The sequence below is a fragment of the Rhizobacter sp. genome, assembly GCF_032229685.1.
GTDB lineage: Bacteria > Pseudomonadota > Gammaproteobacteria > Burkholderiales > Burkholderiaceae_C > LMDS01.
The window spans coordinates 131,691-155,800 of record NZ_JAVTWP010000010.1 but is presented as its reverse complement, the minus strand read 5'-3'; the positions used below and the strand labels follow the sequence as shown (position 1 = coordinate 155,800).

Genomic DNA, 24,110 nt, shown 5'->3' with positions numbered 1-24,110 from the left:
CGTCAGCCGGCGCGCGGCCGCACCATGCGGTCGAGCAGGCGCTCGGCTTCAGCAGCCAGGTCGGTGCAACGGCCGGTGTGCACGGCCGAGGTCTGGATGCTGGTGCTGCGTGGCGCCACGAGCCAGTGGAAGCGCTCGCGCGTTGACAGGCGGCCGAGCGCGCCGGCCGCGTCGCCGCCTTCGCAGACCAGCGGCAGCGCGGCGAGCGCGGCGCGGATGCCGGGCAGGTCGACATGCGGGTCGAGCGCCAGCAAACGGGCCTCGTCGAGCTCGATGTGGGCGCGCAGGAAGTTCTGCGCCGCGCACGACACGATCACGCCGGCATTGACGAACTCGCCACGTTCGACCCGCGGCACCACGCGCACCACCGCGTAGTCATAGGTGCAGGCTGCGGGCACGAACGGCCTCCTCGAAGAATGCACGCGGGGCTTCGAGGCGCCGCGTGAGGTAGCGCACGTAGGCGTCGCGGTGCTCGGCCTTGCTGGCGAACGAGGGCTCGTCTTCGAGCCAGGTGTCGGGGATCTGGGCCACGACGGATTCGATCAGGGCGGGGCTCAGTTGTTGCGACATCGTCGCGTCGGCGTCAGTCAGCCGGCTCGCGAAACGCAGCAGCACGTGGTCCTTGATCAAGGCGAACGGGCTGGTGGCACGCGCCATGAAGTCGCGCCAGTCATGGTGGAAGAAAAGCGCCGCGCCGTGGTCGATCAGCCAGAGCTTGCCGTGCCACACCAGCATGTTGGTGTTGCGTGCCGTGCGGTCGAGGTTGCTCGTGAAAGCATCGAACCAGACGATGCGCGAAGCCAGTTCGGCGTCGGGCTGGAAGGCGACCGGCTCGAAGGTGGTGGAGCCGGGCAGGTAGTCGAGCGCGAGGTTCAGCCCGGTGCTGCTCTCGAGCATGCCGTCGATCAGGCCGGCGCTGACGCGGATCAGGTCCTGGATCTCGGGGTCGGGCTCGGTGCGCGCGAGCTCGGAGTCGAGCCGCGCAAACACGATCTCGGGCACCGGCAGGCCGAGCGCGCGGGCAAGTTCACCCGCCACCAGCTCGGCGATCAGCGCGCGCGGGCCCTGGCCGGCACCGCGGAACTTGAGCACGTACAGGCCGTCGTCGTCGGCTTCGACGATGGCCGGCAAGGAGCCGCCTTCGCGCAGCGGCGTGACGTAGCGTGTGACATCGATGGTTCGCAAGGGCATGGCCGCATTCTGATGCAGCCGGCCAGGCCGACCGGTGCCGAGCCACCGCGGGCCCGCGATAATCGAAGGCTGCTCCGGCGGCGGCAGGCCGGTGCTCTTGAATCGGCGGAAGCCGCCCTCACTCTCGACTCCCCGGAGTTGACTCCGCATCCCTTCGGCACGACACCACACGATCATGGAAAAACAGACCCTCTCATTCCAGGCCGAGGTCAAGCAGATCCTGCACCTCGTGACGCACTCGCTCTACTCGAACAAGGAAATCTTCCTGCGCGAGCTGGTCTCGAACGCCTCTGACGCGTGCGACAAGCTGCGCTTCGAGGCGATCAACGACGCGGCGCTGTTCGAGGACGCGCCCAACCTCGAGGTGCGGGTCAGCTTCGACGCCGAAGCGAAGACGATCACGATCGCCGACAACGGCATTGGCCTGTCGCTCGACGAGGCGGTGGCCAACCTGGGCACCATTGCCAAGAGCGGCACGCGCGAGTTCATGGCGGCCCTCGACGGCGACAAGAAGAAAGACGCCCAGCTCATCGGCCAGTTCGGCGTGGGCTTCTACAGCGGCTTCATCGTGGCCGACCGCATCAGCGTGGAGTCGCGGCGCGCCGGCCTGCCGGCCGATCAGGGCGTGCGCTGGAGCTCCGAAGGCAGCGGCGACTTCGAGGTCGAGAGCATCACGCGCGCGCAGCGGGGCACGAGCGTGACGCTGCACCTGCGCGAAGGCGAAGAAGAGTTTCTGAGCGGCTGGAAGCTGCGGTCGGTGATCGGCAAGTATTCCGACCACATCTCGCTGCCGATCCTGATGCAGAAGGAAGAGTGGGACGCCGAAGCGCAGAAGCAGGTCACGCGTGAGGAATGGTCACCGGTCAACAAGGCGGCGGCGCTGTGGGCACGCTCCAAGAGCGAGATCACGGCCGAGGAATATGCCGAGTTCTACAAGCAGATCAGCTACGACACCGAGGCGCCGCTCGCCTACACGCACAACCGTGTCGAAGGCCGCAGCGAGTACACGCAGCTGCTCTACATCCCGGCGAAGGCGCCCTTCGATCTCTGGAACCGCGACAAGCGCGGCGGCGTGAAGCTCTACGTGAAGCGTGTCTTCATCATGGACGACGCCGAAGCGCTGATGCCGGTGTACCTGCGTTTCGTGAAGGGCGTGATAGACAGTGCCGACCTCCCGCTGAACGTGTCGCGCGAACTGTTGCAGGAGAGCCGTGACGTGAAGGCGATCCGCGAAGGCTCGACCAAGCGGGTACTGGCCATGCTCGAAGGCCTGGCCGACAACGAAGACGCGGCTGAAAGGGCGCGCTACGCCGCCTTCTGGAAAGACTTCGGTGTGGTCCTGAAAGAAGGCGTGGGCGAAGACCACGCCAACCAGGAGCGCCTGACGAAACTGCTGCGCTTCGCGACCACCCACGCCGACGAAGGTGTTTCGCTCGCTGATTACGTGGCGCGCATGAAAGAAGGCCAGGAAGCCATCTACTACATCACTGCCGACAGTCTGGCCGCCGCGAAGAACAGCCCGCAGATCGAGATCTTCCGCAAGAAGGGCATCGAGGTGCTGCTGCTGATCGATCGGGTCGACGAATGGCTGCTGAGCCACCTGCACGAGTTCGAAGGGAAGGCGCTGCAAAGCGTGGCCAAGGGCGCAGTCGACCTCGGCACGCTGCAGGACGAAGCCGAGAAGAAACAGGCTGAAGAGGCCGCGACCACGTTCAAACCCGTGCTCGACAAGCTGAAAGAAGCCCTGAAGGATCGTGCGAAAGACGTGCGTGTGACCACCCGCCTCGTCGATTCACCGGCCTGCCTGGTGGTGGAAGAAGGCGACATGAGCGGCCACCTGGCGCGCTTGCTGAAGCAGGCCGGGCAGAGCGCGCCGAAGTCTTTGCCCACGCTCGAAGTCAATGCCGAACACGCGCTCGTGAAGCGGCTCGATGGCAACGCGCATTTCGACGACCTGGCGCACATCCTGTTCGACCAGGCGCTGCTGGCCGAAGGTGGGCAGCTCGAAGACCCCGCTGCCTACGTGAAGCGCGTCAACGCCTTGCTGGTGGCCTGAGCCGGCTTCAGGCCATGCCGCCGAGCGGTGGCTCGGCCATGGCCTCGATTTGTTCACGCAGGCGTGTGGTCTGTTCGGCCCAGTAGGCGGGGCTGTCGAACCACGGGAAGGCGACCGGGAACGCCGGGTCGTTCCAGCGACGCGCGATCCACGCGCTGTGGTGAATCATGCGCAGCGTGCGCAGCGGCTCGACCAGACGCAGTTCGCGCCAGTCGAAGTCCATGAAGCTCTCGTAGCCGTCGAGCACGGCGGAGAGCTGGCGTGTCATCGCCGCGCGGTCACCCGAGAGCAGCATCCACAAGTCTTGCGTGGCCGGGCCGGTGACAGCGTCGTCGAGATCGACGAAGTGCGGGCCGTCGGCCGTCCAGAGCACGTTGCCGAGGTGGCAATCACCGTGAAGGCGCAGCACACGAGGTGCGCCGTTGCTCTCGAAGGCCTGCTGCACGGCAGCGAGCGCGGTATCGACGGTGACCCGCCATGCCGGCAAGGCGTCGGGCGGAACGATGTCGTGTTCGAGCAGCCAGTCGCGGTTGTCGAAACCGAACGTCTTCGGACTCAGGGTTTGCCGGTGTTCGAATGGCTTGCGCGAGCCGACCGCGTGCATGCGGCCGAGAAAGCGGCCGATCCATTCCAGCGTGCCGGCGTCTTCCAGCTCTGGCGCTCGGCCGGCAAGGCGCTGGGTGACGCTGAAACGGTAGCTCCCGAGTTCGGTGCTGCATTGCGCCAGCGTCGGCCCTTTGAGCGTGGTGTCGGCCCGGCGCCCAGACTGAAGGTCGAGCGCGAGCGGCCACGCTGCGGCCACCGGGATTTCGTTCTCTGCCAGTTCGGCGGCGAACGCGTGTTCTTCGAGAATCTGCGCGTCGCTCCAACGGCCCGGCCGGTAGAACTTGGCGACGACCACGCGGCCGTCTTCGAGAAACACCTGGAAGACGCGGTTCTCGTAGGAGTTGAGCTGGATCAGCCGGCCGTCGCCGCGCAGGCCGACGGCGTCGAGTGCGTCGAGAACGGTATCGGGGTGAAGGTCCGCGTAAGGCGCGTCGAGCGAAGCGCGTGCGGGTTCGGTTGGGGTCATGGCGCGGATCGTACGCGCCGCGCCCTTGGTTCTCGTCAGTGGCGGCTGGTGGCGCTGAAACGCAGCACGTCGACCACGGTGCCGCCGATCGCGTCGTCGTCAGTGGCGCGTGACGACGCGGAGAGGCCATTCGGCCGGCTCGGGCCGGAGCGTGGCCGTTCGCTCGGGGCCGGGCTGGGCAACTCGGGGGCAGAGAGCGGCGAGAACTCGCTGTTGCCCATCGAATCGCGTTGGCTGTCGGGGGCGAAGAAGGAGTCCTGGAACAGCGTCGAGTCTTGCCAGAGCGACGAGCGCTCGGCGCGCCGTGTGGCCACGGTGTTGGCCAGCGTGTCACGCGCCTGGTGCAGATTGACGGCGGGCGAAACCGGTTGCGGCGCCCGCGATGGCGCGCCCACACTCGGCACCAGCAACTGCAGTTCCGCGACCGAAGGCAGGTTGTCGACCGAGCAGTGCAGGTAGCGCACGCGGCAGGCGCCGAGCACCGACTGCTTGATCTGCATCAGGCGCCGCGAAGTGGCGCGGTCGGTGTCGAGGTCGATCGCCGCCAGCACGCGGCCGTTCGCACTGCAGATCGCGAAGGCCACGTGGCTGGTGCCCAGCAGATCGAACCAGTAGCGCACTTCGTTCGGGTCGTTGGGTTGGCAAAAGCGCACCAGCGGCAGCTTGGACAGCACGATGTGGTGGGGCAGCGCCTCACGCAGCAAGCGGTAGGCGCGACGCTCCTCGGTCGAGAAGACCGGGCGGGCAGTCAGGGCCCATTCGGTCGGCAACGCCGGCCGCGGCTTGGGCTGTCTGGACCTGAAAAGCCAGGCGACCAGCCCCAGTCCGAGCACCATCAGAGCGGCCAACGCGGCGAGCCACGAGGAGGTTTGCATGTTGAACAACGCGGTTCGTGAAGCCGTGGGCGGTGTCTGGAAGACGAGCCCGAGCACAAACTGTAGCGGATGTCAGTCCCTCGAAGCACCATTCGCCATCCCCAAGTTGGGTGGCGTAACCACAGCCGCGTGACCGGCGTGTGTCGTTGTTGTCACTCTTCGGCGATGTGGGCTGCCTTGCCGAGTGAGTTTTTCACTTCCGAGATCGCGCCGAGGAATTCACCGACCTGGCGGGCGCTGCGCTTGAGGTGGTAGTCGAGCTCTGCCGCTTGCTGCTCGACCATTTCGCCGACGTGCGAAGCGAAGCTGTCTGGCGGCAGCTTCAACCACGCTTCGGATTCCGATCCGTCACGCTCCACGGTGGCGCCCGCGCGGCGGGCGATCTTCAGCATCGCCACGTTCTCGCTCAGGGCGTGGATGAACAGCATCTCCACGCCGCGGTTGCGTGCATGCAGCATCGCGTGCTCGAACAGGCGGCGGCCGAATCCGCGGGCGCGAGCCTGCGGCAGCACGGAGACGCCGAACTCCGACATGGCCGGACGCCCGGCCACGGGCGCGACCCCGGCGTGCGCCAGATGCGCCATGGCGATCAGTTCGAGCCGGCGGTTGAAGATGCCGAACACCTCGTCTTGTTCGAAATCCAGCATGTCGACGTATTTCGACATCTGGGCGTCGGTCGCCGGGTAGCCGAAGCGAAGATAGCGATCGCTCACATCGAGCGCCATCAGGTGGGCGGTGATGCGCTCGCGATGGCGCGGGCCGAGCGAACGGATCGGCACCCACGACCAGCTGACGGGCGGGCGCCCGTCGGGTGCGCTGGCGGCTGTTGCCACGGGGGGGACTTTGGTGTTGTGCATGGAAGGGTCGACTGGAATGCCCATGAAGAGGCCTTTCGTCTAGGGTTAACCCCAGTCTACGTGAATCGGTTAGGTGCGCATGCCAAGAGGGCTGTGCGCGAACTGCGTGTGACGCTTCCGACTTTGATATACTTGAAGGCTTTCCCGAAGTACGCCCCCGGGAAAGCGATGCGGTCAGCGAGACGGCTGCGTCGCACCGAGCGAGAGTCTGCCACTTTCAAGAAGCAGAGCCGAGCCCGGTGAACCAACCCAGCGATGAGCTGTGGGGCTGACAAACCAACCCAGACCGACTCCCATGAAAACCTTCAGCGCCAAACCGGCCGAAGTGACGCACGAGTGGTTTGTGATTGACGCGACCGATAAGGTTCTCGGAAGGGTGGCCAGTGAAGTCGCCCTCCGCCTGCGCGGCAAACACAAGGCCATCTACACGCCTCACGTCGACACCGGTGATTTCATCGTCATCGTCAACGCCGAGAAGATCCGCGTCACCGGCAACAAGGCCAACGACAAGGTGTACTACCGCCACTCCGGTCACCCGGGCGGCATTCACGCCACCAAGTTCAAGGACATGCAGGCCAAGCACCCCGGCCGCGCCATCGAGAAAGCCGTCAAAGGCATGCTCCCGAAGGGCCCGCTCGGTTACGCCATGGTCAAGAAGCTGAAGGTGTATGCCGGTGCCACGCATCCGCACACCGCCCAGCAGCCCAAAGTGCTCGAGCTTTAAGGAACGGCCATGATCGGAATTTGGAACTACGGGACCGGCCGCCGCAAATCGTCGGTGGCACGCGTTTTCATCAAGAAGGGCACTGGCCAGATCATCGTCAACGGCAAGGCCGTCGACGAGTACTTCGGCCGCCAGACCTCCATCATGGTCGTGCGCCAACCGCTGGTGCTGACCGCCAACGACGCTGCTTTCGACGTGAAGGTGAACGTGCGTGGCGGTGGTGAATCGGGCCAGGCCGGCGCTGTGCGCCACGGCATCACCCGCGCGCTGATCGACTACGACGAAGCGCTGAAGTCGCCGCTCAAGCACGCCGGTTTCGTGACGCGTGATGCGCGCGAAGTCGAGCGCAAGAAGGTCGGTCTGCACGGCGCACGCCGCCGCAAGCAGTTCAGCAAGCGCTGATCGCCTGCGCAGTTCGCTGCCAAAAGGCCGCCTCCGGGCGGCCTTTCCGTTTGTAGCGTTTGCCAGGAGGGCGCTCCTACAATCCGCGCTCCCTTTGAATCTCGAGAGGCCCGACCGAATGCGCTGGAAGCTTCTGCGGCGTCGTTTGTCGATCAGTGCGCCGCGCATGATCGTGCGCAGCCATCTGCCCTGGCCTCTGCGCTGGGCACTGGTCGCATTGATGTGCGGCTTCTCGGCCGCGCTCGCGCTCTGGGCTTTCGAGTTCGGCAAAGACATCGCCGGGCTGGACCGGGGAGCGAAAGAGGAACTTCAGAAACTGCGCGTGGAAGTGGCTCAACTCCGCGGCGAGCGGGAAGGGGCGGTGTCGATTGCCAACACGGCCCAGAGCCTGCTCACCACCGAAAAGACGGTGCAGGAAAGGTTGGCGCAGCAGCTCAAGGCCGTGGAATCCGAAAACCTCGCGTTGCGTGGCGACCTCGGGTTTTTCGAGCGCCTGCTGCCGGCTGGCGCGAGCGAAGGCTTGATCATCCGTGGCCTGCAGGTCGAGCCGCAGGCCGAAGGGCGTGTGCGCTATCAGATGCTCGTGATGCAGCCGGGCAAGGCCGTGCCCGAATTCAGTGGTCGCTACGAGATCACGCTGGCCGGTACGCTCGACGGCAAACCGTGGTCTCTGTCACAGCCTGGCGGTCCGCAGGCGCTACAGCTGAAACAGTACGTGAGGATCGAGGGCGCCATCGAGCACGCGCCGCTGGCCATGGTAAAAAGTGCCACGGTCAAGGTGATGGATCTGCGTGGTGGCGTGAAGGCCACGCTGATGGTCAAACTTTAAAAGCGCGCGCGACCGACCGTGTCGCCAGCGTCGTTGGAGAGTCCTCATGTTCGGCAAGAAGAAACAAGCTGCGATCCGCACGCTGATCGGCGAGGGCACCGTCATCCTGGGCGAGCTCCGCTTCACCGACGGCCTGCGCATCGACGGCGAAGTGCGCGGCGACGTGACCGCCACGAGCGAAGAGAACAGCATCCTCGTCATCAGCGAAAACGCCTGCGTGACGGGCAAGGTGCAAGCTGGCCACGTGATCATCAGTGGCACCGTCACGGGCCCGGTCTTCTCCAGCGTGTTGCTCGAGCTGCAGCCGAAGGCGCGGGTGTGGGGCGACGTGCGCTACGAAGCCCTTGAAATGCACCAGGGCGCCACCATTGATGGTGAACTGAGGCCCTTGAAGGCCGACGAAAAGCCGGCGATCAAACTCGCCGCGTCAAATGCCGGATAATCTGCCCCATCGGCAGGTTGCCGAAGGAGCCAGACCATGAGCGCAGTTGCCGAGAACATTCAAGCCCGCGAAATCCCTTCCGACGAGCCTCCGGTTCCGCTGGTCTTCACCGACAGCGCCGCCAACAAGGTCAAGGAACTGGTTGACGAAGAAGGCAACCCCGACCTGAAGCTGCGCGTGTTCGTTCAGGGTGGTGGCTGTTCCGGTTTCCAGTACGGCTTCACCTTTGACGAGATCGTCAACGAAGACGACACGCAGATGAGCAAGAACGGCGTCACCCTGCTGATCGACGCGATGAGCCTGCAGTACCTGGCCGGCGCCGAGATCGACTACAAGGACGATCTGCAAGGCGCTCAGTTCGTGATCAAGAACCCGAACGCGACCACCACCTGCGGGTGTGGTTCGAGCTTCTCGGCCTGAGCTGCCACCGCTTCGCCGCACAAGCCGCCTTCGGGCGGCTTTTTGCTGGGCGAACGTGTCAGCGGGCAGGGTAGAGCGCGCCCAGTATCCGCGCGCCGCGGGCGCCGGTGACACTCGCCAGACTGGCGGGCTCGCGGGCGCAGAAGGCCCGCGCGAGCCAGGCGAAAGCGCAGGCCTCGACCTGCGTGGCCGGCAGGCCGCGGGCGTCGGTGGGCAACACCGCCACGCCGGGCAGCAGGGCGGCGAGGCGGCGCATCAGGTGCTGGTTGAAGGCGCCGCCACCACACACCAGCAACTCGCGAGCGCCGATGGCATGGCGCCGAAAGTCGTTCGCACAGCACGTGGCGGTGAGCTCGGTGAGTGTCGCCTGCACGTCGGCCGTTGGCACTGACGCGGCCGTTCCTTGCAGGCGGGCCTTCAACCAGCCCGGGTGAAAGAGGTCGCGTCCGGTGCTTTTCGGGGCAGGCAGTGCAAAGTACGGCTCTGCAAGCATGTCTTGCAACAAAGGCTGGACAACTTGGCCCGAAGCCGCCCAGGCGCCGCCGTCGTCGAAGGGTCGGCCGGTGTGGGCCAGACACCAGTGATCCATCAGTGCGTTGCCCGGGCCGCAATCGAACCCGATGGTCGAGCCGTCGGCCTGCAAGACGGTGAGGTTGCTGATCCCGCCGAGGTTGAGCACGCCAATGGTTTCGCCAGGCCTGCCGAACACTGCGCGGTGGAATGCCGGCACCAGTGGTGCGCCCTGGCCGCCTGCTGCCAGGTCGCGGCTGCGCAGATCGGCCACGACGTCGATGTCGCTCAGCTCGGCCAGCAAGGACGGATTGTTCAACTGCACGGTGTAGCCGGTGGCGTCGAACTCCTGCGGGCGGTGGCGCACCGTCTGACCGTGCGCACCGATGGCGACGACCCGTTCGCGCGGCACGTCGTCGAGCAAGGCGTCGACGACCTCGGCGTACACACGCGCCAGCGCGTTGCCGGTCAGCGCGGCTCGGTGCAGTTCGTCGGAGCCGGATTTGTTGAGCGCGAGCAACTCGGCAGCGAGTTCCGGCGTGAACGGTCGGTGACGGTGCGCCAGCACCGAGAGCCCGTCCGCTGCGAAGTCGACCAGCACGCCGTCGGTGCCGTCGAGCGAGGTGCCTGACATCAGGCCGATGTAGAGCGTGGTCATCGGGGCAGCGCCACGGCAGGCCTCGGCGCCCGCGAGCGGGCCGTTACTCGACAGAAGCGCCCGAGCGCCCGACGCTGTCGGCCAGATCGAGCTGGCTCTTCACGTTGATGGCCAACTGGGCGAATTCGGCCTTGCCGGCGGCTGTGAGCACCACGGCTTCAGAGGCCTTGGCCATGATCATCGGGTCTTGCTGCTGGCCGGCGACCTTCACTTCGAAGTGCAGGTGCGGGCCGGTCGCCCAGCCGGTGGAACCGACGGCGCCGATGCGCGCCCCCTGTTCCACATGCTGGCCCTTGCGCACGTCGACGCGGCTCAGGTGCGCGTAGAGCGTGGAGCGCTGGTTGCTGTGGCGGATCTCGACCACGTTGCCGTAGCCGTTCTGGCGCCCGGCGAACTCGACCACGCCGTCACCCACGCTGCGGATCGGTGTGCCGGTGGGCGCACCGTAGTCCACGCCCTTGTGCTGCTTCCAGACGTTCTGGATCGGGTGCATGCGCATCGCAAAACCCGAGGTCACGCGCGAAAACTCCATCGGGCTCGACAGGAACGCACGGCGTTTGCTCTGGCCGTCGAGGCCGTAGTAGGCGCCCTTGCCCTGGCCGTCCTTGAACCACACGGCCGAATAAGAGCGGCCGTTGTTGACGAACTCTGCAGCCAGCACCTTGCCGGTGGAAGCGCCCCAGGTGATGGGCTCGCCGTCGGCGGTGAGCGTTTCGTACACGACCGAGAAAGTGTCGCCCTTGCGCAGCTCGCGGTGAAAGTCGATGTCGGTCGAGAACACCTCGGCCATCTGGGTGGCCACGGCGTCGGGAAGGCCGGCCTCATCGGTCGACGCGAACAGTGACGAGCGAATCGTGCCGCTGCCCATGCGCACCTGTGCGGCCAGCGAACCGGTCTCGACGGTGGCGAGCAGCTTGCCGGCGAAACGAATCACGCGCAAACGCTGGAACTGCGCGCCAGCGTCGGACCCCGATGCCGCGTAACGTGCCACCAGCTCGGTCAGCGCCCCGGCTTCGTCGGTCTGCACACGAACCATCTTGCCGGCGCGGCCTTCGAGCAGCTTGCGGGCCGTCGGGTCGCTGCGCAGGAAGGCGGCGGCCGCGGCATCGCTCACATTCAGCCGCTTCAGCAGGCTGTCGGCGGTGTCGCTCGAACGGGTCAGGTCGGTTCTGTAAAGCGCCAGCGTGTGTTCGGCCAATGCGTCGAGTTGTGACTGCACGCTGTCGGGAGTGACGGTTTCCGTCACCAGGCGCTTGGGCAGATCTGACGCATCGGGCACCATCGGTGCGATGCCGAAGGCGGCCGCGCCGAAACCGGCCAGCGCGACCATCACCGCTGCGGTGAGGCTGCGCGGGTGAGCGCGGACAAAGCTGCCCGTGCGTGCGCCCGCAGTAGCCAGGGCGCGTTCGATCAAGACCGTAGATTTCAATTCTGTCCCGGAGCGAATTCGCTCTGTCTGCGAGCGCAGGCAACATGGGCCTGCGCTTCGGTGTGTGTCCCTGAGGCCCGGGAGGCGTCCACTAGAATCGTGGCGCCCCGATGGCCTCGCTCTCGTCGCTCGCCGTTGCAGGGCGGGAGCCGGTCCGGAGCAGCAGCTAAGTATACCGACCCGGCTCCGCGCCCATCTCCTGAAAAGCCCCGAATGTCCTTGCCTTCCACTCCAGTTCCGGCCCCGTTGCCGCACCCTGTGACCGACCGCGTCCTGCACGCGCTGGCGGTTTCGAAACGCGGCTGTGACGAGCTGTTACCTGAACCCGACTGGATCGCCAAGCTTGCACGCTCTGAAGCAACCGGCGTGCCACTCAGAATCAAGCTCGGTCTCGACCCGACGGCGCCCGATCTGCACCTCGGCCACACGGTCGTGATGAACAAGATGCGGCAGCTGCAGGATCTCGGCCACACCGTGATCTTTCTCGTCGGCGACTTCACCTCCATGATCGGCGACCCGTCGGGCCGCAATACCACCCGTCCGCCGCTCACGCGAGAGCAGATCGAAACCAACGCCAAGACGTACTACCAGCAGGCGAGCCTGGTGCTCGACCCGGCGAAGACCGAGGTTCGCTACAACTCCGAATGGAGCGACCCGCTCGGCGCGCGCGGCATGATCCAGCTGGCCGCCAAGTACACGGTCGCCCGCATGATGGAGCGCAACGACTTCAGCGAGCGCTTCAAGAATGGCACGCCGATTTCGGTTCACGAATTTCTTTACCCGCTGATGCAGGGCTACGACTCGGTCGCGCTCAAGAGCGACATCGAACTCGGCGGCACCGACCAGAAGTTCAACCTGCTCGTGGGCCGCGCGCTGCAAAGCGAGTACGGGCAGGAGCCGCAATGCATCCTGACCATGCCTTTGCTCGAAGGGCTCGACGGCGTCGAGAAGATGTCGAAGAGCAAGGGCAACACCATCGGGATCACAGACGCGCCGAACGACATGTTCGCCAAGCTGCTGTCGATCAGCGACACGCTGATGTGGCGCTACTTCACCTTGCTGAGCTTCCTGCCCGAGGCTGACATCGCAAAACTGAAAGCCGAGGTCGACGGTGGGCGCAACCCGAAAGACGCCAAGGTGCTGCTCGCCAAGGAGATCACCACGCGCTTTCACAGCGCGGCCGCGGCCGAGGCCGCCGAGGCCGACTTCAACCACCGCGCGCGCGGTGGGGTGCCCGACCAGATCGACGCGGTTTCTCTCAGCGGCGCGCCACTCGGCATCGGCGCCCTGTTGAAGCAGGCGAACCTCGCGCCGTCGAGCAGCGAGGCGCTGCGCCTGGTCGACGGCAACGGCGTGCGCATCGATGGTGTCGTCATCAGCGACCGGGGCCTGAAGCTCGGCGCCGGCACCTACGTCGTGCAGGTCGGCAAGCGCAAGTTCGCCCGCGTCACGCTGTCGTAAGCACCGTGCAGGTCAAGACGCTGCTCAAGCTGTCGATCGCGGCAGCGGTCGCGACCATCGTGATGAAGACGGCGGCGTGGTGGATCACCGACTCGGTCGGTCTGCTGTCGGACGCGATGGAGTCGTTCGTCAACCTCGCCTCGGCGCTGTTCGGCCTGGCCATGGTGATCATTGCGCAGCGCCCGGCCGACGATGACCACCCGTTCGGCCACAGCAAGGCCGAGTATTTCTCGAGTGGCTTCGAGGGCCTGCTGATCGTTGGCGCGGCCGCCGGGATCATCTGGGCCGCAGCGCATCGCCTGTTCAATCCACAGCCTTTGCAGGCGCTCGGCTGGGGGCTGGCGCTCGCCGTGGCCAGCTCGGCGCTCAACGGCCTGCTCGCGTGGCGGATGATGGCTGCCTCGCGCGAGCACCGATCGATCGTGCTCGAAGCCGACGCGCGCCACCTCTACACCGACGTGTGGACCTCGGCCGGCGTCGTGGTCGGGCTGGTGGCCGTGCACCTCACCGGCTGGCTCTGGCTCGACGCGTTGCTCGCCATCGGTGTGGCGCTGAACATCCTGCGCGAAGGCGCGCACCTCGCTTGGCGCTCGGTCGAGGGGCTGATGGACAGCGCGCTCGAGCCCGAAGTGCGGGCGCAGATCGATCGCACGCTCGCAGAGTTCGCGCACAGCGCCATCCGCTTCGACCACCTGGTCACACGCCGCGCCGGCCAGCGCCGGTTTCTCGACGTGCACATGCACATGCCTTCCGACTGGACGCTGGGCCGTGCCGCCGCCTTGCGTACCAACGTGGAACAGGCGCTGATGAACGAGGTGCCCGGCCTGCGGGCGTCGATCCAGCTGCTGCCTTCGAACGTGGAAGCGCGCTTCGATCAGGCGCACGACGACGAACGCGCGAAGTCCACACCATGATCGCGCTGGTTCAACGTGTGGCGCGCGCCTCGGTGGCCGTGAAGGGCAAGACCATCGGTGCCATCGAACAAGGCCTGCTGGTGTTCGTGTGCGCCGAGCCGACCGACGACGAAGCGCTGGCCGACAAGCTGGTGGCCAAGCTGCTCAAGCTGCGCATCTTTTCCGACGAAGCCGGCAAGATGAACTGCAGCGTCGTCGACGTGAAAGGCGGCTTGCTGATCGTCAGCCAGTTCACGCTCGCGGCCGACGTGTCGGGCGGCAACCGGCCGAGTTTCACGGCCGCTGCCGCGCCCGAACTCGGGCGGCGGCTCTACGAACGGGTGCTGGCCACGGCGCGCCAGATGCACGCGCCCGTGGCCAACGGCGAGTTCGGCAGCGACATGCAGGTGAGCCTCGTCAATGACGGGCCGGTGACCATCCCGATCACCCTGCAGTCACCCTGGTCCATGCACTGAGAGCAGCGCACGGACCGCTTTCGGGCTTCAGTCGGCGTATTGGCCGGCGGCCTTGATGACCGGGCCCCACTTGTTGATCTCGGCCTCGACGAACTTCTTGTGCTCGGCGCCGGCCAGGCGGGCATCGGTCACCACCACGGCACCGAGCGCTTCTTCACGCTTGATGAACTCGGGGTCTTTCAGCGCCACGCGCAAGGCGGCGTTGATCTTGTCGGTCACGGCCTTGGGCGTGCCCTTGGGTGCGTACATGCCGTGCCAGATCGAGACGTTGAAGCCCTTGAGGCCCGACTCGTCGAGCGTGGGCAGGTTCTTCAGGGCCGGCGTCGTCAAACGCTTGCTCGTGGTCACGGCGAAAGCCTTGACCTTGCCACCTTCGATCTGGCTCGTGGTGTTGGTGGTCTGGTCGCACATCAGGTCGACCTGGCCGCCAAGCAGGTCGGTCATGGCCGGGCCGGTGCCCTTGTACGGAACGGTCTGCATGTCGATCTTCAGCGTGCTCTGGAACAGCAGGCCGCACAGGTGCGAAGCGGCGCCCAGGCCGGCGTTGGCGAGGTTGATCTTGCCCTTGTTGGCGTCGAGCCATTTCAGCAGCTCGGCGTAGTTGTTCGCAGGCAGCGTGGGCTTGCCGATCAGCGTCATCGGCACTTCATTGATCATGCCGAGGTACTCGAAGTCACCCAGCGTGTCGTAGGCCATCTTGCGGTACAGCGCCGGCGACGTGCTCATGCCGATGTGGTGCAGCAGCAGCGTGTAGCCGTCGTTCGAGGCCTTGGCGACCTTGCCGGCACCGAGCGTGCCCCCGGCGCCGCCCACGTTCTCGATGATGATGGCCTGGCCACCGAGCGGCTTGCGCAGCGCTTCGGCGAGGTCACGCGCCACCTTGTCGGTGGGGCCGCCCGCCGCAAACGGCACGACGATCGTGACCGGCTTTTCCGGGTATTCGGCAAAGGCGGACGTGGCCACGAAGGCCGCGGCGGTGGCGAGGAGAAGTCGTTTCATGGTGGGCTTTCAAAGCTGCGATGGATCACACCGCGAGATTGTCTGCGCTCGCCTGCCGCGTGGCATGGCGGAAACTACGTAATCCCCACGTGCCGTCAGGTGTAGCGGCGCGCGTCTTCGATCACCTTGCCGTCGTTGGGCAGGCTGCCGGCGGCGCACAGCAGGATCTCGCTGCGCAGCTTGGTCACGTCGCGCACGGTCTCGGTCAGGCGTGCCGCCAGGCCTTCGGGCGCGCCTTCGACTTCGACGCTCAGCTGCATGCGGTCGTTGGCCATCTCGCCGCTCACCACCAGGCGCGCCTTGCGCACCTCGGGGTGGCGGCGCGCGATCTCGGCCACCTGGGCCGGGTGCACGAACATGCCGCGCACCTTGGCGGTCTGGTCGGCGCGGCCCATCCAGCCCTTGATGCGCGTGTTCGTGCGGCCGGTCGGGCACGGGCCGGGCAGCACCGCCGACAGGTCGCCGGTGCCGAAGCGGATCAGCGGGTAGGCCGGGTTGAGCGTCGTCACGACCACCTCGCCGACCTCACCTTCGGGCACCGGTTCGCCCGTGCCGGGGCGCACGATCTCGACGATCACGCCTTCGTCGAGCACCAGCCCTTCGCGTGCCGTGGTCTCGTAGGCCACCAGGCCAAGATCGGCCGTGCCGTAACTCTGGTACGCGGTGATGCCACGTTCGGCGAACCAGTCGCGCAGGCTCGGCGTGAACGCTTCGCCACCGACCGAAGCCTTCTTCAACCACGGCAGTGCCACGCCGCTCTCGGCGGCTTTTTCGATGATGATCTTCAGGAAGCTCGGCGTACCCGTGTAGGCATTCGGCTTCAAGGCGGCCATCGCCTGCAACTGCTGTTCGGTCTGCCCGGTGCCGGCCGGGAACACCGTGCAGCCGAGCGCAAAAGCGCCACTTTCCATCATCGCGCCGGCCGGCGTGAAGTGGTAGCTGAAGGCGTTGTGGACCAGATCGCCGGCGCGAAAGCCGGCGGCGAACAAGGCACGCGCCATGCGCCAGTAGTCAGCGCTCGCGCCTTCGGGTTCGTGGATCGGCCCGGGTGAAGCGAACACCCGCAGCGCCCGTTGTGCCGCGGGCCGAGCGCCCCAGCCGATGGCAGAGAAGCCGCCGAACGCGTCGGGCGCATCGGCGGCGCCCTGGCGTTCCAGCAGTTCGTGCTTGCGGGTCACGGGCAGGCGCGCAAGCGCGGTTCGGCTGGTGACTTGGGCCGGGTCCACGTCGCCCAGGCTCAGCGCAAAAGCCGCGGTGTTCGCGCGTGCGTGAGCGACCTGGGTCGACAGCGCGCTCATCAGCGCCCGCTCGCGCTCTGCGGTGCTGCGGGTCTCGAGCGCGTCGTGGTGAGACGGGTCTGGGTTCAAGTGTGGCTCTCAGTCTTCATCGCTGCGGCCGGCGCGGCGTTTGGCGTCGTCGACCAGCTTGCGCTGGCCGGGAGGGGTGTCCACGGGGTAGCGGTCGAAGCCCGAGCCGGTCGCTTTCTTCAGATCGGCCACGAGCGCACCGGCTTCATCATGGAAGTGGATGAACGCGTTGCCTTTCATGTAGAAGCTGCCGTTCTTCATCTCGCGCAGACCCTTGATCTCGCGCAGCTGGCGCAACAGCGGCAGCAGGCGCTGCAGGGCGGCTTCGTCGGCGTGGGCCATGCGATGCTCTCTTTCGGTGATCGTTCAGGCGAGCCAGCGCTTGCGCCGCTTGTAGCTCTTCACGTCCTTGAAACTCTTGCGGTCGCCGCCGCCCATGCCGAGATAGAACTCCTTCACGTCTTCGTTCTCGCGCAGCGACTTCGCTTCACCGTCCATGACGATGCGGCCGTTCTCGAGGATGTAGCCGTAGTCGGAATAACGCAGCGCCATGTTGGTGTTCTGCTCGGCCAGCAGGAAGGTCACACCTTCGCGTGTGTTCAGGTCTTTCACGATCTCGAACACTTCTTCGACGATCTGCGGCGCCAGGCCCATCGAGGGTTCGTCGAGCAGCACCATCTTCGGGTTGGCCATCAGCGCGCGGCCGATCGCGCACATCTGCTGCTCACCGCCCGAGGTGTAGGCGGCCTGCGAGGTGCGGCGTGTCTTCAGGCGCGGAAAGTAGGTGTAGACCTTCTCCAGCGTGTCGGCCACGGCGGCCTTGCCGTCGCGGCGCGTGTAGGCGCCGGTCAGCAGGTTTTCTTCGATCGTGAGGTGCGCAAAACAATGCCGCCCTTCCATCACCTGGATCACGCCGCGGTTCACCATCTCGCTGGTGCTGAGCGCCTCGATGCGCTCGCCGCGCAACTCGATCGAGCCCTTGGTGACGGCACCCCGCTCGCCTTCGAGCAGGTTGCTCACCGCGCGCAGCGTGGTCGTCTTGCCCGCGCCGTTGCCGCCCATCAGCGCGACGATGCGGCCTTCGGGCACCTGCAGCGACACGCCCTTCAGCACGAGGATCACATGGTTGTAGATCACCTCGATGCCGTTGACGTTGAGAAGGATGCTGGTGTCGGTGCTCATGTTGTCTTTCGCTCTTCGAAGCACCGCGCGCGGCGCTTCGAAGAGGGCTCCGCGAGGAGCCCTCGATGTGTCAGATCACGCGATCAGCTCTGGCAATCCGCCGGCGTGCGGCGCGTCAGCTTCTTCTCGGTCGCGTACTTGTCGGCCGCGGCGGTGACCATCGGCTTGATGATCTGCTCGTCGGCCTGCAGCCAGTCGGAGCTGAAGTTCCACTTCGCGCCGTCCCAGGTGTGCACACGCGCCCAGGTCGAGCCCATGTGGTCCTGGCACGAGGTGCTGAGCGGCCGCATCACGCCGCTGAAGCCCAGCGCGTCGAGCTTCTTCTGGTCGAGCGCCAGGTTCTCCAGGCCCCAGCGCACCTGTTCGCCGGTCATGACCTTGCCCTTGCCGAAACGCTCCTGTGCGCGGCGCACGGCTTCGACGCCGAGCATCTGGATGATCAGGCCGCGGGTGTACAGCACCGAGCCGACTTCTTCCTTCGGGCCGGTGCCCTGACCCTTTTCGTGCACGTACTTCATGATGTCCTTGATCACCTTCGGGTCCTGGCCCGAGGTGTTCAGGTTGAGTGCGTTGTAGCCCTTGGCGCCTTCGCCGACGTCGCGCACGTCGGGTTCGGCACCGGCCCACCACACGCCGTACATCTTCTCGCGCGGGTAGCCCGTGGCTTGCGCTTCTTTCAGCGCGGTCGAGTTCATCACGCCCCAACCCCACAGCAGCACGTAGTCGGGCCGGCTCTGGCGCACCTGCAGCCAGGCGGACTTCTGCTCGACGCCCGGCGCCGTGACCGGGATCTTCTGCAGCTCGAAGCCGTGCATCTTGGCGCGCTCGTCGAGCAGCGGCATCGGCTCCTTGCCGAACGGCGAGTCGTGGTACACGAGCGCGATCTTCTTGCCCTTGAGCTTGTCGAGCCCGCCTTCTTTCTTGCCGATGTGCTGGATCAGCATGTCGGCGGCCGTCCAGTAGCTGCCCATCAGCGGGAAGTTCCACTTGAACACATTGCCGTCCTGCGAGGCCGAGAGGCCGTAGCCCAGGGTGATCAGCGGGATCTTGTCGGCGGCGACCTTGTCGGTCAGCGCAAAGGTGATGCCGGTGGCCTGCGGGTCGATCAGCGTGACGCCGGGGCGGCTCTTCAGCCGCTCGTAGCACTCCACACCCTTGTCGGTCGCGTAGCCGGTCTCGCATTCTTCGAACGTGATCTTCACGCCGTTGATGCCGCCGTCGCGTGCGTTGATCATCTTGATGTAGTCCTGCTTGCCGTTGGCCCAGGGCGTGCCGTTCGGCGCGTACGGGCCGGTGCGGTAGGCCAGCAGCGGGAAGAACTGCTCTTTCGCCTGCGCGAACGCAGAGGGTGCGGTCGCGAGAGCGCCCAGACCCGCCGCCATGACGGTTGCGGCGAGCGCGAATGACTTGAATTTCATGTCTGTCTCCAGGGGAGGGTTGCGGGTGGAAAGGCGGTTCGCTCTGTGGCGATTTAGGTCAATGAGGGAAGGGCCAGAGGCGGAGTTTTTCCTTCGCCGTGGACCACAGCCGCGCGATGCCGTGCGGCTCGACGATCAGGAAGAACACGATCAAGGCGCCGAAGATCATGAAGGTGAGGTGCGAGGCCAGGGCCGTGTCGATCGGAATGCCGAACCAGTACGGCAGCCCGTCGAGAATGATCGGCAACACGACGATGAAGGCCGCGCCGAAGAAGCTGCCCATGATCGAACCCAGCCCGCCGATGATCACCATGAACAGCAGCTGGAACGAGCGGTCGATGTTGAACGCCGCCGGCTCCCATGAGCCGAGGTGGATGAAGCCCCACAGCCCGCCGGCCACGCCGACGATGAAGCTGCTCACGGCAAACGCGGTGAGCTTGGCGTAGACCGGGCGGATGCCGATCACGGCGGCGGCCACGTCCATGTCGCGGATCGCCATCCACTCGCGGCCGATCGCGCCGCGCACCAGGTTCTTCGCGAGCAGCGCGAACACGACCAGGAACGCCAGGCACAACAGGTACTTCTGCACCGGCGACTCGATCGGGATGCCGAACACGTTCAGGCCCGCCACGCTCACCGAACCCGACGAAGAATCGTTCGTGAACCACTTGATGCGCAGGAAAGCCCAGTCGGTGAAGAACTGCGCGGCGAGCGTGGCGACCGCGAGATACAAGCCCTTGATGCGCAGCGACGGGATGCCGAACAGCACGCCCACCGCCGTGCTGCACAACCCGCCGAGCAACAGCGAGAGCACGAGCGGCATGCCGGGAACGCGCGCCTGGAAGTTGTAGGCCGCGTAGGCGCCGATCGCCATGAAGGCGCCGGTGCCGAGCGAGATCTGGCCGCAGTAGCCGACGAGGATGTTCAGACCCAGCGCGGCGAGCGACAGGATCAGGAAGGGCACGAAGATCGCGCGCAGCAGGTACTCTGACGAAAGCAGCGGGATCGCGAGGAACGCCACCGCGAGCAGCAGGCCGATCGCCACACGGTCTTGCAGGATCGGGAAGATCTGCTGGTCGCTGCGGTAGCTGGACTTGAACTGACCGTTCTCTCTGTAAAGCATGGCGGTCAGACCCGATCAATGATTTTTTCGCCGAACAGACCTTGCGGCCTGAACAGCAGGAACACCAGCGCCAGAACATAGGCGAACCAGATCTCGATGCCGCCGCCGAACATCGGCCCGATGTAGATCTCGGAGAGCTTTTCGCCCACGCCGATGATCAAGCCGCCGATGATCGCGCCGGGGACCGACGTGAGACCCCCGAGAATCACGACCGGAAGCGCCTTCAGCGCCACCAGCGAGAGCGAGAACTGCACGCCGAGCTTGCTGCCCCAGATCACGCCGGCCACCAGCGCCACGAAGCCGGCCACCGACCACACGATGATCCAGATGCGGCCGAGCGGAATGCCGATCGACTGGGCCGCCTGGTGGTCGTCGGCCACCGCGCGCAGTGCGCGGCCGGTGGCGGTCTTCTGGAAGAAGAGTGCGAGCAGCGCGACCAATACCGCGGCGATGGCCGCCGCGTACAGGTCTTCCTTGTTGATGAGCACACCCCCCTGGAACATGCTCTCGAGCGCGAAGATCGGGTCTTTCGGCATGCCGATGTCGATCTTGTAGATGTCGGAGCCGAAGAGCGTCTGGCCGAAGCCTTCGAGGAAGTAGGTGATGCCCAGCGTCGCCATCAGCAGCGTGATGTGTTCTTGGTTCACCAGCTTGCGCAAGACCAGCCGCTCGATCAGCCAGGCCACCACGACCATCACGAGCACCGCGCCGGCGAAGGCCAGCACGTTGGCGAGGATCTTGTTCTCGAAGCCGAACCACTTCGGGAACCACTCGTAGAAGCGCGCCATCGCCAGCGCCGCGAACAACACCATCGCGCCCTGCGCGAAGTTGAAGACGCCGCTGGCCTTATAGATCAGCACGAAGCCGAGCGCGATCAGCGAATACAGCATGCCGACCATCAGGCCGCCGAACAGGGTTTCGAGGAAGAAGCCCATCTCAGTGGCTCGTTCCGAGGTAGGCGCTGATCACGTCGGGGTTCGAACGCACGGCGTCGGGCGTGCCGTCGCCGATCTTCTTGCCGTAGTCAAGCACCACCACGCGGTCGCTGATGTCCATCACCACGCCCATGTCGTGTTCGATCAGCACGATGGTGGTGCCGAACTCGTCGTTCACGTCGAGGATGAAGCGGCTCATGTCCTGCTTCTCTTCCACGTTCATGCCGGCCATCGGCTCGTCGAGCAGCAACACCTGCGGGTCCATCGCAAGCGCGCGGCCGAGGTCGACGCGCTTCTGCAGGCCATAGGGCATCTTGCCGACCGCCGTCTTGCGGTAGGGCTGGATCTCGAGGAAGTCGATGATGCGTTCCACATGCTGGCGCTGCGCCGTTTCTTCGCGCTCGGCCGCGCCCCAGCGGACGGCTTGCTGGAACAGGTTGCTCTTCATCTTCAGGTTGCGCCCGGTCATGATGTTGTCGAGCACGCTCATGCCCTTGAACAAGGCCAGGTTCTGGAAGGTGCGTGCCACACCCATCTCGGCCACCTGGCGCGAGTTCATGTGCGAGAAGGTCTTGCCGCGGAAGGTGATCGAACCTTCCTGCGGCGCGTACACGCCGTTGATGCAGTTCAGCATCGAGCTCTTGCCGGCCCCGTTCGGCCCGATGATCGCGCGCACCTCGTGCTCGCGCACGTCGAAGCTGATGTCGGTCAGCGCTTTCACGCCGCCGAAGCGCAGGCTGATGTTCTTCACGTCGAGAACGACTTCGCCGATCTTGCGGGTGGCCATGGTCAGGCGGCTTTCTTCACGGCAGCAAAAGTTTGGGTGTCGGCGATCTTCAGCGTCGCCGCGACCACGCCGCTGCGGCCGTCCTCGAACTTCACCTGGGTCTCGATGTACTGCTCGGTCTTGCCGCCGTAGAGCGCATCGACCAGCACCTGGTAACGCTCGGCCACGAAGCCGCGCCGCACCTTGCGGGTGCGGGTCAGTTCGCCGTCGTCGGCGTCGAGCTCCTTGTGCAGGATCAGGAAGCGGCTGATCTGCGAGCCGGCGAGCATCGTGTCGAGCGCGAGATCGGCGTTGACCTTCTCCACGCATTCGCGGATCAGCTCGTAGACCTCGGGCTTCTGCGCCAGGTCGGTGTAGCCGGCATACGGCAGGTTGCGCTTCTCGGCCCAGTTGCCCACCGCTTCGAAGTCGATGTTGATGAAAGCGCAGACCGAAGCACGCTTGTCGCCGATCGCCACCGCTTCCTTGATGTGCGAGAAGAACTTGAGCTTGTTCTCGACGTACTTGGGCGCGAACATCGCGCCGTCGTTCGGTCCGCCCACGATGCGGCCCACGTCTTTCGCGCGGTCGATGATCTTCAGGTGACCGCCGGCGTCGAGGAAGCCGGCGTCGCCCGTGTGGTACCAGCCTTCGGCCGTGAGCACCTCGGCGGTGGCGGCCGGGTTCTTGTAGTACTCGCGCAGCAGGCCCGGCGACTTGACGAGCACCTCGCCCGACTCGCTCACCTTGATCTGCACGCCGTCGATCGGCACGCCCACCGTGTCGGCACGCGCTTCGTGGTCGGGCTGCAGGCACACGAACACCGCGGTCTCGGTCGAGCCGTAGAGCTGCTTCAGGTTGATGCCGATCGAGCGGTAGAAGGTGAACAGGTCGGGGCCGATCGCTTCGCCGGCGGTGTAGGCCACGCGCACGCGCGAGAAGCCGAGGGTGTTGCGCAGCGGGCCGAAGATGAAGAGCTTGCCCAGCGAATAACGCAGGCGGTCGATGCCCGAGACGGCCTTGCCGTCCATCAGCTGCGGACCGACACGGCGCGCCAGCGCCATGAAGTGCTGGAACAGCCACTTCTTGACGGCGCCCGCGTCTTCCATGCGGATCATCACCGTCGTCAGCATGCCTTCGAAGATGCGTGGCGGGGCGAAGTAGTAGGTCGGCCCGATCTCGTTCAGGTCGATGCCGACCGTGCTCGCCGACTCGGGGCAGTTCACCACGTAGCCACACACCAGCCACTGCGCGTAAGAGAAGATGTTCTGCCCGACCCAGGCCGGCGGCAGATAGGCCAGCACTTCTTCGGCGTCGGTCAGCTTGTCGAACTTCGCGCCGGCCTGTGCGCGGTCGATCAGCGTGTGGTGGGTGTGCACCACGCCCTTCGGGTTGCCGGTGGTGCCCGAGGTGAAGAACATCGCGGCCACGTCGTGCGCTTCGGTCTTCTGCACTTCGGTGTCGAACAGCGCGGGCTGCGCTGCGTTGTGCGCACGGCCGGCCTCGATCAGCGCGTCGAGCGAAGCCAGGCCCGGCTCGTTGTAGTTGCGCAGGCCACGCGGGTCGTCGAACCAGATGCGTGCGATCTGCGGGCAGGGCTCGCGCAGCTCGAGCATCTTGTCGACCTGCTCCTGGTCTTCGACGATCGCGAAGCTGACTTCGGCGTTGTTGATCGGGAACACGAATTCGGTGCTCGCCGCGTCCTGGTACAGCGGCACCGGGATCGCACCGAGCGACTGCGCCGCCAGCATCGCCGCATACAGGCGCGGGCGGTTCTCGCCGACGATCACGATGTGCTGGCCGCGCGCCAGCCCCGCCTGCGCCAGCCCACAGGCGAGCTCACGCACCAGCGTGGCGAGCGCGCCCCAGGTCAGCGTCTGCCAGATGCCGAAGCTCTTTTCGCGCAATGCCGCGGCCTCGGGGCGCTTGGCCGCGTGTTCCAGCATCAGGCGAGGGAAGGTCGTTTGCACTGCATCTCCGAAGGGCCCGCGCGGAAGCATCCGCAGCGTGGTGTGAGTGCGAATGTAAAAACAAGTTTGACGCCAAGTTGTCGTTCTGACGACAATCCTAGGGACACTCCTCTCC

General features: G+C 65.8%; 25 protein-coding genes. 9 read left to right on the top strand and 16 right to left on the bottom strand.

Translation table 11 applies throughout. The annotated features are described in order from the left end of the window. Positions 1–2: 2 nt before the first annotated feature. Both AC30PD_RS04365 and AC30PD_RS04360 read right to left on the bottom strand, forming a co-directional pair. Positions 3–398, bottom strand: coding sequence for a DUF3037 domain-containing protein (locus AC30PD_RS04365; RefSeq protein WP_489534415.1), 396 nt, complete (start codon positions 396–398; stop codon positions 3–5). Beyond that, positions 376–1,191, bottom strand: coding sequence for a HipA family kinase (locus AC30PD_RS04360; protein WP_489534414.1), 816 nt, complete (start codon positions 1,189–1,191; stop codon positions 376–378). The genes AC30PD_RS04365 and AC30PD_RS04360 overlap by 23 nt, the downstream gene beginning before the upstream one ends. Positions 1,192–1,366: 175 nt before the next feature. Between AC30PD_RS04360 and htpG the strand changes: the two genes are divergently transcribed. After that, a complete protein-coding gene (gene htpG, locus AC30PD_RS04355) occupies positions 1,367–3,247 on the top strand; it encodes a molecular chaperone HtpG (RefSeq protein WP_489534413.1) in 1,881 nt (626 codons plus the stop codon). A 7-nt stretch (positions 3,248–3,254) separates the two neighbouring features. Here the strand turns inward: htpG and AC30PD_RS04350 are convergent, their stop codons facing one another. From AC30PD_RS04350 to AC30PD_RS04340, 3 genes are all read right to left on the bottom strand, one after another. Next, positions 3,255–4,319 carry a serine/threonine protein kinase gene (locus AC30PD_RS04350; protein WP_489534412.1) on the bottom strand — a complete coding sequence of 355 codons (1,065 nt, stop codon included), beginning with the start codon at positions 4,317–4,319 and terminating at the stop codon, positions 3,255–3,257. Between the two features lie 35 nt (positions 4,320–4,354). After that, positions 4,355–5,194, bottom strand: a complete 840-nt coding sequence (locus AC30PD_RS04345; RefSeq protein WP_489534411.1) for a DUF2726 domain-containing protein — start codon at positions 5,192–5,194, stop codon at positions 4,355–4,357. Positions 5,195–5,346: 152 nt separating this feature from the next. Further along, a complete protein-coding gene (locus AC30PD_RS04340; RefSeq protein ID WP_489534410.1) occupies positions 5,347–6,051 on the bottom strand; it encodes a GNAT family N-acetyltransferase in 705 nt (234 codons plus the stop codon). Positions 6,052–6,346: 295 nt separating this feature from the next. On the opposite strand from AC30PD_RS04340, the gene rplM reads away from it, so the two are divergent. The 5 genes from rplM to erpA all read left to right on the top strand — a co-directional run bounded on the left by rplM (position 6,347) and on the right by erpA (position 8,868). Further along, positions 6,347–6,775 carry a 50S ribosomal protein L13 gene (gene rplM, locus AC30PD_RS04335; RefSeq protein WP_489534409.1) on the top strand — a complete coding sequence of 143 codons (429 nt, stop codon included), beginning with the start codon at positions 6,347–6,349 and terminating at the stop codon, positions 6,773–6,775. 9 nt (positions 6,776–6,784) lie between these two features. Then, positions 6,785–7,177 (top strand): 30S ribosomal protein S9, encoded by a 393-nt coding sequence (rpsI, locus tag AC30PD_RS04330; protein ID WP_489534408.1) that lies wholly within the window; start codon positions 6,785–6,787, stop codon positions 7,175–7,177. Positions 7,178–7,343: 166 nt separating this feature from the next. After that, complete coding sequence (locus tag AC30PD_RS04325; protein WP_489534407.1) at positions 7,344–8,006, top strand: DUF6776 family protein; 663 nt, start codon at positions 7,344–7,346, stop codon at positions 8,004–8,006. Between the two features lie 46 nt (positions 8,007–8,052). Continuing rightward, a complete protein-coding gene (locus tag AC30PD_RS04320; protein WP_489534406.1) occupies positions 8,053–8,448 on the top strand; it encodes a bactofilin family protein in 396 nt (131 codons plus the stop codon). 36 nt (positions 8,449–8,484) lie between these two features. Next, positions 8,485–8,868 (top strand): iron-sulfur cluster insertion protein ErpA, encoded by a 384-nt coding sequence (erpA, locus tag AC30PD_RS04315; RefSeq protein ID WP_489534405.1) that lies wholly within the window; start codon positions 8,485–8,487, stop codon positions 8,866–8,868. Positions 8,869–8,926: 58 nt separating this feature from the next. On the opposite strand, the gene AC30PD_RS04310 is transcribed toward erpA, so the two are convergent. Together AC30PD_RS04310 and AC30PD_RS04305 are read right to left on the bottom strand one after the other, a co-directional pair. Beyond that, positions 8,927–10,036, bottom strand: a complete 1,110-nt coding sequence (locus tag AC30PD_RS04310; protein WP_489534404.1) for an anhydro-N-acetylmuramic acid kinase — start codon at positions 10,034–10,036, stop codon at positions 8,927–8,929. Between the two features lie 43 nt (positions 10,037–10,079). Continuing rightward, complete coding sequence (locus tag AC30PD_RS04305; protein WP_489534403.1) at positions 10,080–11,450, bottom strand: M23 family metallopeptidase; 1,371 nt, start codon at positions 11,448–11,450, stop codon at positions 10,080–10,082. A gap of 228 nt (positions 11,451–11,678) precedes the next feature. On the opposite strand from AC30PD_RS04305, the gene tyrS reads away from it, so the two are divergent. The 3 genes from tyrS to dtd are packed head-to-tail and all read left to right on the top strand — an operon-like array spanning position 11,679 to position 14,295. After that, positions 11,679–12,926: a tyrosine--tRNA ligase gene (gene tyrS / locus AC30PD_RS04300; RefSeq protein ID WP_489534402.1), complete on the top strand. Its 1,248-nt coding sequence runs from the start codon at positions 11,679–11,681 to the stop codon at positions 12,924–12,926. Positions 12,927–12,931: 5 nt separating this feature from the next. Further along, positions 12,932–13,840: a cation diffusion facilitator family transporter gene (locus tag AC30PD_RS04295; protein ID WP_489534401.1), complete on the top strand. Its 909-nt coding sequence runs from the start codon at positions 12,932–12,934 to the stop codon at positions 13,838–13,840. Continuing rightward, positions 13,837–14,295, top strand: coding sequence for a D-aminoacyl-tRNA deacylase (gene dtd / locus AC30PD_RS04290; RefSeq protein WP_489534400.1), 459 nt, complete (start codon positions 13,837–13,839; stop codon positions 14,293–14,295). Before AC30PD_RS04295 ends, dtd begins: the two co-directional genes overlap by 4 nt. A 27-nt stretch (positions 14,296–14,322) precedes the next feature. On the opposite strand, the gene AC30PD_RS04285 is transcribed toward dtd, so the two are convergent. The 9 genes from AC30PD_RS04285 to AC30PD_RS04245 all read right to left on the bottom strand — a co-directional run bounded on the left by AC30PD_RS04285 (position 14,323) and on the right by AC30PD_RS04245 (position 23,995). Then, entirely contained in the window at positions 14,323–15,294 is a 972-nt protein-coding gene (locus tag AC30PD_RS04285; protein ID WP_489534399.1) for a tripartite tricarboxylate transporter substrate-binding protein, read from the bottom strand. 95 nt (positions 15,295–15,389) lie between these two features. Next, on the bottom strand, positions 15,390–16,592 hold the full coding sequence (locus AC30PD_RS04280) for a phenylacetate--CoA ligase family protein (protein WP_489534582.1): 1,203 nt from the start codon (positions 16,590–16,592) through the stop codon (positions 15,390–15,392). 78 nt (positions 16,593–16,670) lie between these two features. Then, positions 16,671–16,943 (bottom strand): hypothetical protein, encoded by a 273-nt coding sequence (locus AC30PD_RS04275; RefSeq protein ID WP_489534398.1) that lies wholly within the window; start codon positions 16,941–16,943, stop codon positions 16,671–16,673. Between the two features lie 24 nt (positions 16,944–16,967). Continuing rightward, positions 16,968–17,783 carry an ABC transporter ATP-binding protein gene (locus AC30PD_RS04270; RefSeq protein WP_489534397.1) on the bottom strand — a complete coding sequence of 272 codons (816 nt, stop codon included), beginning with the start codon at positions 17,781–17,783 and terminating at the stop codon, positions 16,968–16,970. A gap of 83 nt (positions 17,784–17,866) precedes the next feature. After that, positions 17,867–19,201, bottom strand: coding sequence for an ABC transporter substrate-binding protein (locus AC30PD_RS04265; protein ID WP_489534396.1), 1,335 nt, complete (start codon positions 19,199–19,201; stop codon positions 17,867–17,869). A gap of 58 nt (positions 19,202–19,259) precedes the next feature. Beyond that, complete coding sequence (locus AC30PD_RS04260) at positions 19,260–20,324, bottom strand: branched-chain amino acid ABC transporter permease (RefSeq protein ID WP_489534395.1); 1,065 nt, start codon at positions 20,322–20,324, stop codon at positions 19,260–19,262. A 5-nt stretch (positions 20,325–20,329) separates the two neighbouring features. Next, a complete protein-coding gene (locus tag AC30PD_RS04255) occupies positions 20,330–21,259 on the bottom strand; it encodes a branched-chain amino acid ABC transporter permease (RefSeq protein ID WP_489534394.1) in 930 nt (309 codons plus the stop codon). Position 21,260: 1 nt separating this feature from the next. Then, positions 21,261–22,046 (bottom strand): ABC transporter ATP-binding protein, encoded by a 786-nt coding sequence (locus AC30PD_RS04250; protein WP_489534393.1) that lies wholly within the window; start codon positions 22,044–22,046, stop codon positions 21,261–21,263. Positions 22,047–22,048: 2 nt separating this feature from the next. After that, entirely contained in the window at positions 22,049–23,995 is a 1,947-nt protein-coding gene (locus tag AC30PD_RS04245; RefSeq protein ID WP_489534392.1) for an AMP-dependent synthetase/ligase, read from the bottom strand. Between the last annotated feature and the right edge of the window lie 115 nt (positions 23,996–24,110).